This is a genomic window from Streptomyces spongiicola (assembly GCF_003122365.1).
GTDB lineage: Bacteria > Actinomycetota > Actinomycetes > Streptomycetales > Streptomycetaceae > Streptomyces > Streptomyces spongiicola.
Genome location: NZ_CP029254.1, coordinates 5151520 through 5165621, shown reverse-complemented (window position 1 = coordinate 5165621; position 14102 = coordinate 5151520). Strand labels below are relative to the sequence as shown.

12 protein-coding genes are annotated in these 14102 nt (G+C 74.7%); 5 read left to right on the top strand and 7 right to left on the bottom strand.

Annotation, left to right across the window (positions count from 1 at the left end; translation table 11 throughout):
• Positions 1-63: 63 nt before the first annotated feature.
• Positions 64-648, bottom strand: coding sequence for a DNA-3-methyladenine glycosylase I (locus DDQ41_RS22680; RefSeq protein WP_109296132.1), 585 nt, complete (start codon positions 646-648; stop codon positions 64-66).
• A complete protein-coding gene (locus DDQ41_RS22675; RefSeq protein ID WP_109296131.1) occupies positions 645-1145 on the bottom strand; it encodes a hypothetical protein in 501 nt (166 codons plus the stop codon). Before DDQ41_RS22675 ends, DDQ41_RS22680 begins: the two co-directional genes overlap by 4 nt.
• Before the next feature lie 111 nt (positions 1146-1256).
• On the opposite strand from DDQ41_RS22675, the gene folP reads away from it, so the two are divergent.
• The gene (gene folP / locus DDQ41_RS22670; RefSeq protein WP_109297892.1) at positions 1257-2129 is read left to right on the top strand and encodes a dihydropteroate synthase; all 873 of its coding nucleotides are present in this window, start codon (positions 1257-1259) and stop codon (positions 2127-2129) included.
• A gap of 198 nt (positions 2130-2327) precedes the next feature.
• On the opposite strand, the gene DDQ41_RS22665 is transcribed toward folP, so the two are convergent.
• Entirely contained in the window at positions 2328-3110 is a 783-nt protein-coding gene (locus DDQ41_RS22665) for an LOG family protein (RefSeq protein WP_109296130.1), read from the bottom strand.
• Between the two features lie 171 nt (positions 3111-3281).
• Entirely contained in the window at positions 3282-4361 is a 1080-nt protein-coding gene (gene dapE / locus DDQ41_RS22660) for a succinyl-diaminopimelate desuccinylase (RefSeq protein ID WP_109296129.1), read from the bottom strand.
• 490 nt (positions 4362-4851) lie between these two features.
• Here dapE and DDQ41_RS22655 point away from each other — a divergent pair, with 490 nt between their 5' ends.
• A complete protein-coding gene (locus DDQ41_RS22655) occupies positions 4852-5823 on the top strand; it encodes a hypothetical protein (RefSeq protein WP_449451399.1) in 972 nt (323 codons plus the stop codon).
• Positions 5824-6445: 622 nt separating this feature from the next.
• Positions 6446-6928: an ATP-binding protein gene (locus DDQ41_RS22650; RefSeq protein ID WP_109296127.1), complete on the top strand. Its 483-nt coding sequence runs from the start codon at positions 6446-6448 to the stop codon at positions 6926-6928.
• 508 nt (positions 6929-7436) lie between these two features.
• On the opposite strand, the gene dapC is transcribed toward DDQ41_RS22650, so the two are convergent.
• Together dapC and fdxA are read right to left on the bottom strand one after the other, a co-directional pair.
• Positions 7437-8534, bottom strand: coding sequence for a succinyldiaminopimelate transaminase (gene dapC, locus DDQ41_RS22645; protein WP_109297891.1), 1098 nt, complete (start codon positions 8532-8534; stop codon positions 7437-7439).
• Between the two features lie 235 nt (positions 8535-8769).
• Positions 8770-9090, bottom strand: coding sequence for a ferredoxin (gene fdxA / locus DDQ41_RS22640; protein WP_010474859.1), 321 nt, complete (start codon positions 9088-9090; stop codon positions 8770-8772).
• Positions 9091-9229: 139 nt separating this feature from the next.
• Here fdxA and DDQ41_RS22635 point away from each other — a divergent pair, with 139 nt between their 5' ends.
• Together DDQ41_RS22635 and DDQ41_RS22630 are read left to right on the top strand one after the other, a co-directional pair.
• A complete protein-coding gene (locus tag DDQ41_RS22635) occupies positions 9230-10237 on the top strand; it encodes a GNAT family N-acetyltransferase (protein WP_109296126.1) in 1008 nt (335 codons plus the stop codon).
• Positions 10238-10254: 17 nt separating this feature from the next.
• Complete coding sequence (locus DDQ41_RS22630) at positions 10255-11094, top strand: transglutaminase family protein (RefSeq protein ID WP_109296125.1); 840 nt, start codon at positions 10255-10257, stop codon at positions 11092-11094.
• A 703-nt stretch (positions 11095-11797) separates the two neighbouring features.
• On the opposite strand, the gene DDQ41_RS22625 is transcribed toward DDQ41_RS22630, so the two are convergent.
• On the bottom strand, positions 11798-13942 hold the full coding sequence (locus DDQ41_RS22625; protein WP_174720312.1) for a hypothetical protein: 2145 nt from the start codon (positions 13940-13942) through the stop codon (positions 11798-11800).
• Between the last annotated feature and the right edge of the window lie 160 nt (positions 13943-14102).

The following is a 14102-nucleotide window of genomic DNA, read 5'->3' as shown; positions in this document are numbered from 1 at the left end:
GCCCTCACGTACCGCCTGCCGTACGGGGGACAGCGCGCGAGGGGACGGGTGCGACCGGCCGGATCAGCGGCCTCCGCGGGCCACGCAGTCCGCGAGATGGTCGTCGACCAGACCGCAGGCCTGCATGAGCGCATAGGACGTCGTCGGGCCGATGAAGCGCAGACCGCGCTTCTTGAGGTCCTTGGCGAGGGCCGTGGACTCGTCCGTGACCGCCGGGACGTCCGCGAGTGTGCGCGGCGCCCGGCGGACGGCCGGATCCGGTGCGTACGACCAGATCAGGGCGTCGAGTTCGCCCTCCGCCCAGCCCGCGAGCACCCGGGCGTTGGCGATGGTCGCCTCGATCTTGGCACGGTTGCGGATGATGCCCGCGTCGGCGAGCAGGCGCTCCCCGTCGCCGTCCGTGAAGGCCGCGACGGAGGCGATGCGGAAGCCCGCGAACGCCTCCCGGAAGCCCTCGCGGCGGCGCAGGATGGTGATCCAGGAGAGCCCGGACTGGAACGCCTCCAGCGCGAGCCGCTCGAACAGCGCGTCGTCCCCGCGGACGGGGCGGCCCCACTCCTCGTCGTGGTACCTGACGTAGTCCTCGGTCGACAGGCCCCAGGGGCAGCGCAGCCGCCCGTCGGGGCCCGCCACGGCTCCGCCGCTCATCGCCGCCGCCCTTCGTCGTCCCGTCCGGTCCGGTCACCGGGGAGGTCGGGGAGCCCGGGCGGGGCGTCCGCGGGATCCTGCCCGCCCGGGACGCTCTCCCCCGACCGGCGGACCCCACCGGTCTCCGGGAAGGACCCGGGCCGCTCCCCCGGCCCGTCCTCGGGCCGCTCGGCGAGCAGCCCGCCCCGGCCGGCCTCCGCCGCCTGCCGGCCGACCAGCGCGGACTCCAGCTCGGCGATCCGGGCGTCCCGCTCGGCGAGTTCCGCGCCCAGCCGCCCGAGGACCTCGTCGACGTCGAGCATCCGGTACCCCCGCGCCGTCACGGGCAGGCGCAGCGCCTCGATGTCGGCGCGGCCCACGGGGCGCGCCACCGGCAGCGGGTCCACCAGTCGCTCCGGCGCCACTTCGGGGAGCACCGCCCTGTCACCGCCGCCGACCACCGCCAGGGTGACCGCGGCGACGACCACGACCATCGCGATCAGCAAGAACCAGAACACAGCGCGCCTCTCCCCGGAGCAGGAAACCGTCCGCAGCCGATCGTGCCATGAGCCACCGACGGTTAGGGTCGCAGGCGGCCGACCGCAAGGAGGAAACAGCGGATGCAGGGGATGCACGACGGGACTCTGCGACTGGGGAGGCGCGAGTTCGGCGCGCACCAGCCAGTGATCATGGCGATCGTGAACCGGACGCCGGACTCGTTCTACGACCAGGGGGCCACGTTCCACGACGAGCCGGCGCTCGCCCGGGTCGAGCAGGCGGTGTCCGAGGGCGCGGCCGTCATCGACGTCGGCGGGGTGAAGGCCGGGCCCGGCGAGGAGGTGACCGCCGAGGAGGAGGCGCGCCGCACGGTCGGCTTCGTCGCGGAGGTGCGCAGGCGCTTCCCGGACGTGGTGATCAGTGTCGACACCTGGCGGCACGACGTGGGTGCCGCCGTCTGCGAGGCGGGCGCCGACCTGCTGAACGACGCCTGGGGCGGCGTCGACCCCGCACTGGCCGAGGTGGCCGCCCGGTACGGTGCCGGGCTGGTCTGCACGCACGCGGGCGGGGCGGAGCCGCGGACGCGGCCGGACCGGGTCGCGTACGACGACGTGATGGCGGACATCCTGCGGGTGACGACCGGGCTGGCGGAGCGGGCGCTGCGACTCGGTGTGCGCCGGGACGGGATCCTCATCGACCCGGGGCACGACTTCGGGAAGAACACCCGCCACTCGCTGGAGGCGACCCGCCGGCTCGGCGAGATGACGGACACCGGCTGGCCGGTGCTGGTCTCCCTGTCCAACAAGGACTTCGTCGGCGAGACCCTCGACCGCCCGGTCAAGGAGCGGCTGACCGGCACGCTGGCCGCGACCGCGGTGTCGGCGTGGCTCGGTGCGCGGGTGTACCGGGTGCACGAGGTGGCACAGACCCGGCAGGTGCTGGAGATGGTGGCGTCGATCGCCGGGCACCGGCCCCCGGCGGTCGCCCGCCGGGGACTCGCCTGAGCCCCGCGCCGCCCCGGACCGGTGCCCGCCGGGGGCCGGTGCCCGCCGGGGGCCGGTGGCGGAGGCGGTGCCGGTGGCGGGCAGGGGGCCGCGCGGCGCGCCCCGGACCGGCGGCGTCCACCCCCTGGCCCGTGCCACCGCCGCCGGCCCCGGGCGGGTGGGCGGACACCGGACCAGGGCGGCCGGACGCGGACCCGGTCAGGCCTCGTAGCCCTCGTAGGGGATCGGCGGCGGCGGCGGTCCGGTCTCCTTGGTGACCAGGGCGACTGCCTCGTCGACGTCGTCCGTCACATGGAAGAGCAGCAGGTCGCGAGCGGACGCCTTGCCCTCCGCCACGACCGTCCCGCGCAGCCAGTCGACCAGGCCGGACCAGTACTCGGACCCGAAGAGCACGACCGGGAAGCGCGTCACCTTCCCGGTCTGGACGAGGGTGAGCGCCTCGAACAGCTCGTCGAGCGTCCCGAAGCCGCCCGGCATGACCACGAAGCCCTGCGCGTACTTGACGAACATCGTCTTGCGGACGAAGAAGTAGCGGAAGTTCACTCCGATGTCGACGTGCGCGTTGAGGCCCTGCTCGAAGGGCAGCTCGATACCCAGCCCGACCGAGATGCCGCCGGCCTCCCGGGCGCCGCGGTTGGCGGCCTCCATCGCCCCCGGCCCGCCCCCGGTGATCACGGCGAAGCCGGCGTCCACCAGGGTCCTGCCGATGCGTACGGCGGCGTCGTACTCGGGGGTGCCGGGGGCCGTCCGGGCGGATCCGAAGACGCTGATGGCACTGGGCAGTTCGGCAAGGGCACCGAAGCCCTCCACGAACTCCGACTGGATGCGCATGACCCGCCACGGATCGGTATGCACCCACTGCGAGTCCCCCTCGGTGTCCAGCAGGCGCTGGTCCGTGGTGCCCGGCTGGATCTGATCCCTGCGCCGCACCACCGGACCCAGCCGCTGCTCCTCCGGCCGTGCTTCCCCGGGCCTGCCCATGACCTGCTCCCTCCGCTGTGGTGCACGTTCCAGGTCAGGGTAGGTCGCCGGAGGTGGACACGAGCGAAATTCCGGTGGTCGGATACGGGGAAGTCCGGGCGCGGCGGTTCATCCGGTGATCGCCACGGGGTGGCCCGCCCCCGATCCGCGCGGTGGAGCGGGCGCCCGCCGTCACACGGTGAGCCACCGCCGCAGGCGCTCCTCACAGTGCGTGATCCTGTCGACGGCCACATGCTCGTCCCGCTTGTGGGCGTAGATCGGGTCGCCCGGTCCGTAGTTGACCGCGGGGACGCCCAGCGCGCTGAAGCGCGACACGTCGGTCCATCCGAACTTGGGCCGCGGGACACCGCCGACGGCCTTCATGAACGCGGCGGCGGCCGGATGCGAGAGACCCGGCAGCGCCCCGCCGGTGTGGTCGTCGACGATGAACTCGGCCACGGCGCAGTCGGCGAACACCTCGCGGACATGGGCCTCGGCCTCGGCCATGGTCCGGTCGGGGGCGTAGCGGTAGTTGATCACCACGGTGCACTCGTCGGGGATGACGTTGGTGGCCACACCGCCCTCGATCCCGACCGCGTTGAGCCCCTCGTGGTACCGCAACCCGTCGATCACGGGACGGCGGGGCTCGTAGGCGGCGAGCCGGGCCAGGATCGGACCTGCGGCGTGGATGGCGTTCGACCCCATCCAGCTGCGTGCGGAGTGTGCGCGCTCTCCCGTCGTACGGAGATGGACACGCAGTGTTCCCTGGCAGCCGCCCTCCACCTGGGTGTCGGAGGGCTCCAGCAGCACGGCGAAATCGCCTTCCAGCCAATCGGGGTGGGCGGCCGTTATATGCCCGAGACCGTTGAGGTGTGCCGCGACCTCCTCGTTGTCGTAGAAGACGAACGTCAGGTCCCGGTTGGGCTCGGGAACGGTCGCGGCGATCCGCAGCTGTACGGCGACACCCGACTTCATGTCCGAGGTACCGCAGCCCCACAGGACGCCGTCGTCGTCGAGCCGGGAGGGGACGTTGCCCGCGATCGGCACGGTGTCGATGTGCCCGGCCAGGACGACGCGTTCGGCCCGGCCCAGGTTCGTCCTGGCGACCACGTTGTTGCCGTGCCGGTCGACGGTGAGATGGGGCAGGGCGCGGAGCGCCTGCTCGATCGCGTCGGCGAGGGGCTTCTCGTCTCCGCTGACCGACGGGAAGTCGACGAGCAGCGCGGTGAGTGCCGGGCCGTCGAGGGTGAGGTCGAGCGCGCGTTGGGGCATGGTCCCGACCCTAAGGCCTGCCCCGGTGGCGCGGTGTCCCGATAGCCCGGCCGCGGCGCCAGACGCGGTGTCCGGGTATCCCGGTGGCGCGGCCCGCGGCGCCAGGCGCGGGGCGCGGGGCGCCGCGAGGCGGAGGGTCGTCCTCGTGCCGGGTGGGTCCGGACGGTTGGACGACGCGACGAGGTGCCGCAGCCGTCGCCGTGCGCCCGCCGGGGATGGCGGGGCAGTCCTCGGCGGCCCGCGCCGCGCCCCTGCCGGACGGCGGTGCGCCGCCGGGCCTCGGGCGGGTGCGCCGCTGTGGGGTTGGGCGCGCCCGAGGGGGCCCGGGCCGGGCGGGCACCGCGCGGCCCGACGACTGCGGGACGACTGCGGGACGGCTGCAGGACGCGCCCTTACGGCCCCGGTTCCGCGCCGCGGGCCCCACCGGCCCGCCGAAGGCCGTACGAGGTGCCCGCCCGGGCGCCCCCGGCGCTCCAGTACGGTGGGCGCCGTGACCGAGACCGCCTCCCCCGCCCGGCGCGGCCGCGCCCTTCGTCTGGCGGCCGCGTTCGCCGTGCTGCTGGGCCTGGTCGCCTATGTGGTCGTGCACTACGTGAGCCGCGACGGCGCGCCGCGCTGCGTGGTCCGCTCCGGCGACGCAGCGGACCCGGACCGCCCCGGCGCGGACGGGACGGACGGCGGCGGCGGCGGCGGCGCCTCGTACCGACTCAGCCCGGAGATGGCCGCCAACGCCGCCACGATCTCCGCGGTGGGCACCACCAAGGGGTTGCCGGAACGGGCGGTCACCATCGCCCTGGCGACGGCCCTCCAGGAGTCCGCGCTGCGGAACATCCGGCACGGTGACCGCGACTCCCTGGGGCTCTTCCAGCAGCGCCCCTCGCAGGGCTGGGGGACCCCGCAGCAGATCCTCGACCCGGTCTTCTCCGCCGGGGCGTTCTACGACCACCTCGCCGAGGTGCCCGGCTACTCGAGGCTGCCGCTCACGGTGGCCGCCCAGCGAGTCCAGCGCAGCGGTTTCCCGCAGGCCTACGCCAAGCACGAGCCGGATGCCGCGCTGCTCTCCGCGGCCCTCACCGGACGCGCCTCGGCCTCCCTGACCTGCACGGCGGCGCCCCCGGCCAAGACCGGCGACCCGGCGAAGCTGCGTTCCGAGCTGAGGCGTTCCTTCGGCCCGGGGGTCCTTCCCGCAGCCGACGGCAAGGGCCGGGCGGGTTCCGTGCAGACCACGGAACTGACGGTTCCCGTCACCTCGGCCGCCGAGGACTCCGGCGACTCCGGTGACGCCGGTGACGCCGACCGCCGCGGCTGGGAGCTGGCCCACTGGGCCGTGGCGAAGGCGTCGGAACTGGGGATCTCCGAGGTCGCGTTCGCCGGAAGGATCTGGAACGCCGAGGAGGCCGGCGAGGGCTGGCGCACGGAGGGGCCGGACGGCACGGGGGTACGGATCCGGCTCGCGCGCTGAACCGCGGGAGGCCGCACGGGCTGGACCGTGAGCATGGCCATGGCTCGCGGGAGGCCGCACGGGCCGATCCGTGTGCATGGCCATGGCTCGCGGGAGGCCGCACGGGTCGATCCGTGTGCATGGCCATGGCTCCGGCTCGCGCGCTGAACCGCGGGCCCGGTGCCCGCATCCCGGCCCGGGACCGCTCCGGGGAACACGAGGGTTTCCGAGGGGGCCAGGGCGGCGCCCCGGTGCCGGGGCGGCGGGGCCGCCACGCGTCCGGCCCGGTGGCGGCAAGAGGCGTATTCCGGTCATGAACACGCCTCTCCCGATAGCGCAACCGTCCTAACGACCACCCTTACGGGTAATGCGGCGCACACCGCAGTGAGATTTTCCCAAGCGTTCGGACCAATGCGCCCCGCAGCGGCAATTCCCTTGCAGCATCGGCGAAGTGACGGTTCAGCAGACCGTTCGCGGGCATATTGTTCGCCCGGCTTTGTCCACAGCAGATAATGCGATGCATTGCAAACTCTTTACCTTGCGTCACCGCAACCTTCCCGGCCCTCCGAGCGGTTGTCAGTGCGTCCGATCGCCGGACACCGACCTCGGTCACCACCCAACGTTCTCTCGTCGAAGGAGCATCATGTCCCTCCCCCTGACCCGCCGGATCGCCCGTGCCGCGCTGCTCGTCGCCGCCGGGGCAGCTCCCGTGGTCGGTGCGGCCGGCTCCGCGAACGCCGTGGACCTCCCCACCCGCGACCTGGGCAACGGCGGCCTGACCCAGCTCGACGGAGACGCGGCCGGCTCCGCCGTCGACGGCACCGCACGCGAGGCCGCCGGCACCGCCAACGAGGCCGGCGGCAAGGTGGTGGGCACCACGCTCCCGGCCGCCGCCGGCACCCTGGGCGGCGCGGCCCGGACCGGGCTCCCGGCCGCCCAGGAGACCGCCGGGCAGGCCGCGGGCGGCACCGCCGGCGTCCTCGGCGAGACCGCCACCTCGGCGGCCTCCCAGGGGCTGCCCGCCGCCCAGGGGCTGGCCGGCGGCGGCCTCCCGGACACCGGTGCCGCGCTGCCGGTGGGCGGGCTTCCGGTGGGCGGGCTGCCGATGCAGGGGCTGCCCCTCTGATCCACCCGGCGGTCCCCCGCGTACGGCAGGGCCCTCGGGAGCGGTGCACGCTCCCGAGGGCCCTGCCGTATGCCCCGGGGCCGTACCGGCTCCGCCGCTGCCGACGGCCGGCTCGTGCGGCACCGGTCGCCGCACGGCACCGCCCTGTGTGCCCGCGGGACGACGCCGGTACGCACGGCACCGGTGCGGGCAGGCCGACCGGCATCCACACGCCGCCGGCGCCCGCCGTCCCCCCGGGAGCGGTGGGCCGTGACCGGGACGTCCGCCGCCGGGTACCTGGTACCGGTTCCCCGGCCCCGTGCCCCGGCCCCGTCTCCGCCCGTACCGGTAGTGCCCGTGCCGGTCTCCGCCCGTACCTGTAGCCGTGCCGGTGCCCGTCTCCGCCCGTGCCTGTAGCCGTGTCGGTGCCGGTAGCGGTGCCCGTCCCGCGCCTGTCTCCGCCCGTCCCCGTGCCGGGTGGTGCCCGTGCCCGTGCCCGTGCCGGTAGCGGTGCCCGTAGCCCTGCCCGTCAGCCGAGACGCTTGACGGCCGCCTCGACCCGCTCGTCGGTCGCCGTGAAGGCGACTCGTACGAAGCGCTTCCCCGCCTCGCCGTAGAAGTCGCCGGGCGCGACCAGGATGCCCAGCTCCGCCAGGTGTGCCACCGAGTCCCAGCACGGCTCGTCCCGCGTCGCCCACAGATAGAGGCTCGCCTCGCTGTGCTCGATCCGGAAGCCGTGCTTCAGCAGGGCCTCGCGCAGCGCGCGACGCCGGGCCGCGTACCGGGCGCGCTGCTCGGCGACGTGCGTGTCGTCGCCGAGGGCCGCGACCGTGGCCGCCTGCACCGGTGCGGGCGTCATCATCCCTCCGTGCTTGCGGATCTTCAGCAGCTCCCCGAGCACGGCCGCGTCGCCTGCGGCGAAGGCCGCGCGGTAGCCCGCGAGGTTGGAGCGCTTGGACAGCGAGTGGACGGAGACGATCCCCTCGTACGTACCGCCGCAGACATCGGGGTGCAGCACGGAGACCGGCTCCGCTTCCCAGCCCAGCTCCAGATAGCACTCGTCGCTGAACACCGGCACGCCGTGCTCGCGCGCCCACGCGACGACCCGGACCAGCTCCTCCCGGGCGAGGACCCGGCCGGTCGGGTTGGACGGCGAGTTCAGCCACAGGAGCTTCAGACCGGCGGGGTCGAGGTCGGCGACCGGGTCGTCGTAGACGACCGGCTCCGCCCCGCAGAGTCGCGCTCCGACCTCGTAGGTCGGGTAGGCCAGGCGCGGGTAGGCGACCCTGTCGCCGGCACCCAGACCGAGCTGGGTCGGCAGCCAGGCCACCAGTTCCTTCGACCCCACGACCGGCAGCACATTGGTGTGGGCGAGGGACACCGCGCCGAGCCGCCGCTCACACCACGACACCAGCGCGTCCCGCAGCGTGGGCGTTCCCCACACCGTCGGATAGCCGGGGGAGTCCGCGGCCTCGACAAGGGCCTGCCGGACCGGCTCCGGGACCGGGTCGACGGGTGTGCCGACGGAGAGGTCGACGATGCCGTCCGGGTGGGCCGCGGCAGCCGCCTTGTACGGCTCCAGCTTGTCCCACGGGAAGTCGGGGAGTCGGGACGATACGGCGGACACGGTGCTCACTCTCTCGTTTCGTACGGCGGTACGCCGACCGGTGCACGCCGGCCGCGGCGTACCGGCCGCCGTGCCGCCGTGCCGGCGGTTCCGGCGGTTCCGGAATCGGCTCCACGTCGGCGGAATCGGCTCCGCGGCGGCGGAATCGGCTCCGCGGCGCGCCGGGCCTCGGCGGCCGGCGCAAACGCCGCGGTCCCGCACGGCGGACGCACCGTACGGGACCGGGGACGTGCGGTCAGCCGTTCTGCGGCGGCAGCGCGGCGATGAAGGGATGGTCGCGCTCGATCAGACCCAGCTTGGAGGCGCCACCGGGCGAGCCGAGCTCGTCGAAGAACTCGACGTTCGCCTTGTAGTAGTCCTTCCACTCCTCGGGAGTGTCGTCCTCGTAGAAGATCGCCTCGACCGGGCAGACCGGCTCACAGGCACCACAGTCGACGCATTCGTCCGGGTGGATGTACAAGGACCGCTGGCCCTCGTAGATGCAGTCGACGGGGCACTCCTCGATACATGCCTTGTCCTTGACGTCGACACAAGGCTGCGCGATGACGTAGGTCACGCTGTCGTTCCTCCTCGGTAGGGCGCGGCGTCCGGTCTGCGGCTCGCCGCGGGGCTGCGCGGGAGCGCGGCGTCGTCGATGCCCGCACCTAGTATCTCCGTTCCCGGGGATGATCCGAACAGGAGGGGAGGCCTGAGCTGTGGAATTCTCTGCACGCGGACGACTGGAGGTCCGCATCACCCCTTCTGACGTGGGAAAACGCGTATCGGTGCGGCGGCGCGCCGAATCGTCGGACGAGTCGGCGAGGTTCACCGACGTGGTCGGCGTTCTCGGATCGTGGACCGGGGGTGTGCTGCTGATCACCCGCAGGACCGGGGAGACCGTCCGCATCCCGGAATCCTCGCTGGTCGCCGGCAAGGTCGTGCCCGCGGCGCCGGCCCGTCGGCGGGGTGTGCCGGCTGCGTCCTTCGAGGAGCTGGCGCATGTCTCGGCCCGCGCCTGGCAGCCGGTCGAGACCGAGGCGCTGGGCGAGTGGGTGCTGCGCGCGGCGTCCGGCTTCACCCGCCGGGCGAACTCGGTGCTGCCGCTCGGCGACCCGGGGATACCCCTGGACGGCGCCCTGACGCGGGTACGCCACTGGTACGCCCGACGCGGGCTTTCGGCGTACGTCCAGACGGCGACCGGCGCGGAGGGGACCCAGGAGCGGCTCTGCGCGGGACTGGCGGAACGGGGCTGGGAGCGGGAGGTGAGCGCCGAACTGCGCGTCGGTGGGCTGGCGCAGGTGGGCGATCTGGAAGCGGACGTGGCGCGGGTGCGGCTGGCCCGTTCGCCGGACGAACTCTGGCTGAGGCGTTACCAGCGGTTCAGTGTGCCGGGCCCACATGTGCTGAAAGTACTGGGGAGCGGACCGTCAGTGTGGTTCGCCACCATTCCCGGTGAGTCCGATACCCCGGCGGCAATCGGCCGGTGTGTCGTCGACGGACGATGGGCCGGCTTCATGGCGGTGGAGGTGGACCCGGCGCAGCGGAGGCAGGGGCTCGCCAGGGCCGTGATGGCGGCACTCGCACGACGGGCAATGGCCGAGGGGGCCTCGGCGGCGTGGTTGCAGGTCGAGTCGGACAACGACGGGGCCCGCGCCCTGTACGAGGGGATGGGATTCACGATCCACCACCTCTACCACCACTTCCGATACTCCCGATCTTCCTGAGCGGGTACGAGACGCATATGCGACCGCCGCACCCCGGGGCCGCGGACCGGCGTCGCCGGTTCGCCGAGGAGGCCCGCTCCGAACGGCCCGACCTGGCAACGCTCTGCCTGCTCGTGGGCGCGGAGGCCGATCCGCGGCTGGACGAGGCGGAACTCGACGCCGCCGGGATCGAGTTGGACCGGCTCGCGGGACTGCTGCCCTACGGGATCACCGGCCCGTACAACTGGGTGGCAGCGCTGTCGTCACTGCTCGGCGAGCGCTGCGGCTTCCACGGCACCCCCGACTGCTACCAGCGGCTGGAGTCCTCGCTCCTGCACGAGGTACTGCGCCGCCGCCGCGGCCTGCCGATCCTGCTCTCGGTCGTCTGGATGGAGGTGGCCCGCCGCGCCGGCGCGCCCGTGTACGGACTGGCCCTCCCGGGCCACTTCGTGGTCGGCTTCGGCGACCCGGGGAACCCGGTGATGGCGGACCCCTTCGCGGGCGGCCGCCTGCTGACGGGACCGGACGCGGAACTCCTCGTCGCGGGTACCACGGGCACCCCGCTCGACCCCTCGGCGATGACCCCGGCGGGCCCGCTGGAGATCGTCCTCCGCGTCCTCAACAACATCCGCGCCTGGGCCTCCGGCCGCCCCGAGCACACGGCCGTAGCCCTCTGGGCCGTCGAACTCTCCCTCCTCCTCCCCTCGCACCCGGCCCGCCTCCGCTACGACCGGGCCGAACTCCTGGTCCAGCGAGGCGACTTCCTCGCGGGGGCGGCGGAGATGGATGCGTACGCGGACGTCGTCTCGGCGGTCGAACCGTCGACGGCGGCGGCGATCCGGCGGAAGGCGCACGCGGCCAGGTCGATGCTGAACTGAGCGGTGGACGGGCCGAGCCGTACGGCCGCGACGCTCAGGCGCGCGCGGTCGCGCAAGCCGTGCGTACGGCCGGGGGCGGGCCGGGCTGAGGGGGGCCCGTGCGTAAGAGCCCGGGGCAGGCCGGGGCGGGCCGGGCCAGGCCGTGCGTACAGCCCGGGATGGGCCGGGGCACCCCTGCCGAGAGCGGACCGGGCGGCCCCGGACCGGGCGCCCGGGCGAGAGCCGGGCGCTACCGGGCGAGGGCCAGGCGGTACCGGGCGAGGGCCGGGCGGTACCGGGCGAGGGCCGGGCGCTACCGGGCGAGGGCCGGGCGCTCCCCTGCCTGAGCCCGTCCCCTGCCCACGCCCCCGGGCCGGGCGCACGTCCCGAAGGGGCGGCGAGCAGCGGGCACCGTCGACGCCACCCCCGGGCCGGAGAAACCGTGCGCAAGGCGGGGTGGTGCGCCCCGGCCCGCGCCGCTCACACGGCCCCGAAGGTGATGAACCCCCGGCCCGCGGACGGCCCGGGACACCCGAGCCCCCGCCCGCAGACGGCCCGGGACACCCGAGCCCCCGCCCGCAGACGGCCCGGGACACCCGAGCCCCGGCCCCGCAGGACCGCCGGCAGCGTCCCCGCAGGACCGCCGGCAGCGTCCCCGCAGGACCGGGGCGGGGGCTGGGCACAAAGGGGCCTGACGGGGGATCGGGACGGCGCGGCGGCCGGCTCAGCCCTGTCCGTCGAGTTCGATCGTCCCGATGCGCTCCTCGGGCGTCCTGCCGAGCAGTGCCTTCTGCATCGCGGAGGCGACGTCGTCCGCGGACACCGGGTACTGCTTCCCGTCGCCCTTGGTGACCAGGATGCCGTCGAAGACCCCGTCCAGCAGTTCCGTGATGGCCTCCTTGTCGTAGACCTCGACGAGCCGTCCGTCGACCGCCTTCATCGACAGGATCCTCGGCAGGGACCTCGCCGGCCCGAACTGGATCTCCTTTTCGCCCGCCCTGATCGTGACCAGGCCGGACATGGCGGGTTCCGCGAACTCCTTCATGGCCCGGTCCAGCTCGGCCCGGGTGATCGCCGGCTCCCGGGTGGCGACGGGCAGTTCGACGTCGTTCACGCGTCCCGTCTCGACCTGGGCGCGGAACGCGTCCCGCACCGAGATCATCGACTGCCGGACGTCCAGCGCCCTGCCCGCCTTGCCCGGAACCGGGACGGCCCTGCCCGGCTCGAACCTGATGGTGCCCTCCGAGGCAGACCCCGACGTGCCCGCCAGATCGGTCAGGGCGACGCCGAGCTTCTCCTCGTCGACCGGGATGACCGGCTGCGCCACCCGCTCGCCGCCGAAGAGGGAACCGATGACGGACACGGGGTTGTAGTCGTTGCCCGCGGCCCCGCGGACGGTCGCCTGGCTGTCCAGGGTGAGACCGGCCTTGTCCGGCGCGAGCTGGGTCTTCCGGCCGGCGACGACGAGCCGCAGCGGGGAGGTGGCACGCTCGCCGAGCGCCGCGTCCAGCCTCGCCTGCGCTTCCTCCCTGGTGCCGCCGCCGATGTCCACGCCGAGGACGGTGGTGCCCTTGGGCACCTCGGAGTGGTTCAGCAGCAGCCCGGCACCGTAGGCGACGGCGAGCAGGCCGAACACCCCGGCACCGGCGAGCACCACCTTGGACCGGCCCTTCTTCGCGGGGCCGGACGGCACCTGCGCGGAGGACCGCGGGGAGGACGGCGACGACCCGGTTCCGGACTCGGACTGCCGGGAGGTGGCGGGGTCCGGGAAGCCGGGCACGGAGAAGTCGGCGCCGCCCGGCCCGGAGGGCCACGGGGAGGCCGCGCCGTCGGGGCCCGCCGGCTGGAACGGTGAGCGGTGCTCCGGTGGCACCACGGGGAGGCCGCTGGTGAGCGTGTCGCTCGAGACGTTGCCGCCGGGGCCGCCGGGGCCGCCGGGCAGGCCCGGTCCACCCGCGCCGGCCTCCGGCACGGCATGCTGCGGGGTGAGGGCGGCGGTGTCGTCGCTCGTCCGCGGAGCACCGGCCGGGCCCGTCCCGTTGACGCCACCGGGCGCACCGGCTCCCGGCACCCCGCCCATACGGGCTGCGGGGGCGAACGGCGAGGCGCCCGGGGCGGGTCCGGTGGTGGGGCCCGCCGGACCGGCGCCCGGGGGCCGCTGCCCCGGTGCCGTCCGGCCTGGGGCCTGCTGGTCCGGCGACAGCGCGTCCAGAGCGCTGCGGGGCGGGCTTCCGGCGCCGCCCTGTACGTCGGGGAATCCGGGGGAGGCGGGCGCCGGCCCGTTCCGCGGAGCAGGCGCGCCCGGCACCCGGTGCGCTCCGGTGTCCTCCGGGCGCGGTCCCGGTACGGCGTTCGGGCCGGGGCCGGGGCCGTTCGCCTGGGACGGGAGGGAGGCCGGCGGGGGCGCGGTGCCGGCCGTCCTGCGCGGGGCGAACCAGTCGCTCGTCTTCTCGCCGGCCGGCTTCGCCGGCGCCTCGGGGCTCCCCGCGACCCGTCCCGCCTCGGTGGCCGCCGTGGCGGACCCGGTGGGCGCGGGCGGGCGGGGTGTGCCGCCCGTGCGCTCGGCCGCCCCTTCGCGGGTCGCGGGGGCGCCCTTCTTGTCCAGGTCGCTCATCGGCGTGCGCATGACCACCGGCGGGATCGGACGAGACCCCGGGATGTTGATCCGGATGCGGGTCGTGAGCGTCGTCTCGGTCCTGGGCTCGTCCGGCCGCCGCTCGGGCGCGGGTTCGGTTCTCTCCTCCGGAGCGTCCTGCGTCGGGTGCAGCGACGGATACCGGCGGGATCCGTACGGCGGTGTCCCCGAGGGGTAAGCGGCCCCGCCGCGCCCCTGGGGGCCGGAGGGCGAACTGTCAGTTTCACGGCTCAAAGCAGGTTCTCCCGGTTGGCTCCGCCGCCCGTTATTACTGGTTCTCGTTGCTGCGGGCGGCTCGGCGGCGCGCACCACCATACTGGCCGCCGCCTGGCCGTATCCGGCGACCGCTGGAAGCGGCGGCCCGCGGCCGGCCCGACGAGCGCGGGCAATTCGG

Bases quoted from the DNA above. Each gene is read 5' to 3' on its own strand.
- DDQ41_RS22630 (WP_109296125.1), top strand. From the start codon at position 10,255: ATGCGACCGCCGCACCCCGGGGCCGCGGACCGGCGTCGCCGGTTCGCC.
- DDQ41_RS22680 (WP_109296132.1), bottom strand. From the start codon at position 648: ATGAGCGGCGGAGCCGTGGCGGGCCCCGACGGGCGGCTGCGCTGCCCC.
- DDQ41_RS22650 (WP_109296127.1), top strand. From the start codon at position 6,446: ATGTCCCTCCCCCTGACCCGCCGGATCGCCCGTGCCGCGCTGCTCGTC.
- folP (WP_109297892.1), top strand. From the start codon at position 1,257: ATGCACGACGGGACTCTGCGACTGGGGAGGCGCGAGTTCGGCGCGCAC.
- dapE (WP_109296129.1), bottom strand. From the start codon at position 4,361: ATGCCCCAACGCGCGCTCGACCTCACCCTCGACGGCCCGGCACTCACC.
- DDQ41_RS22665 (WP_109296130.1), bottom strand. From the start codon at position 3,110: ATGGGCAGGCCCGGGGAAGCACGGCCGGAGGAGCAGCGGCTGGGTCCG.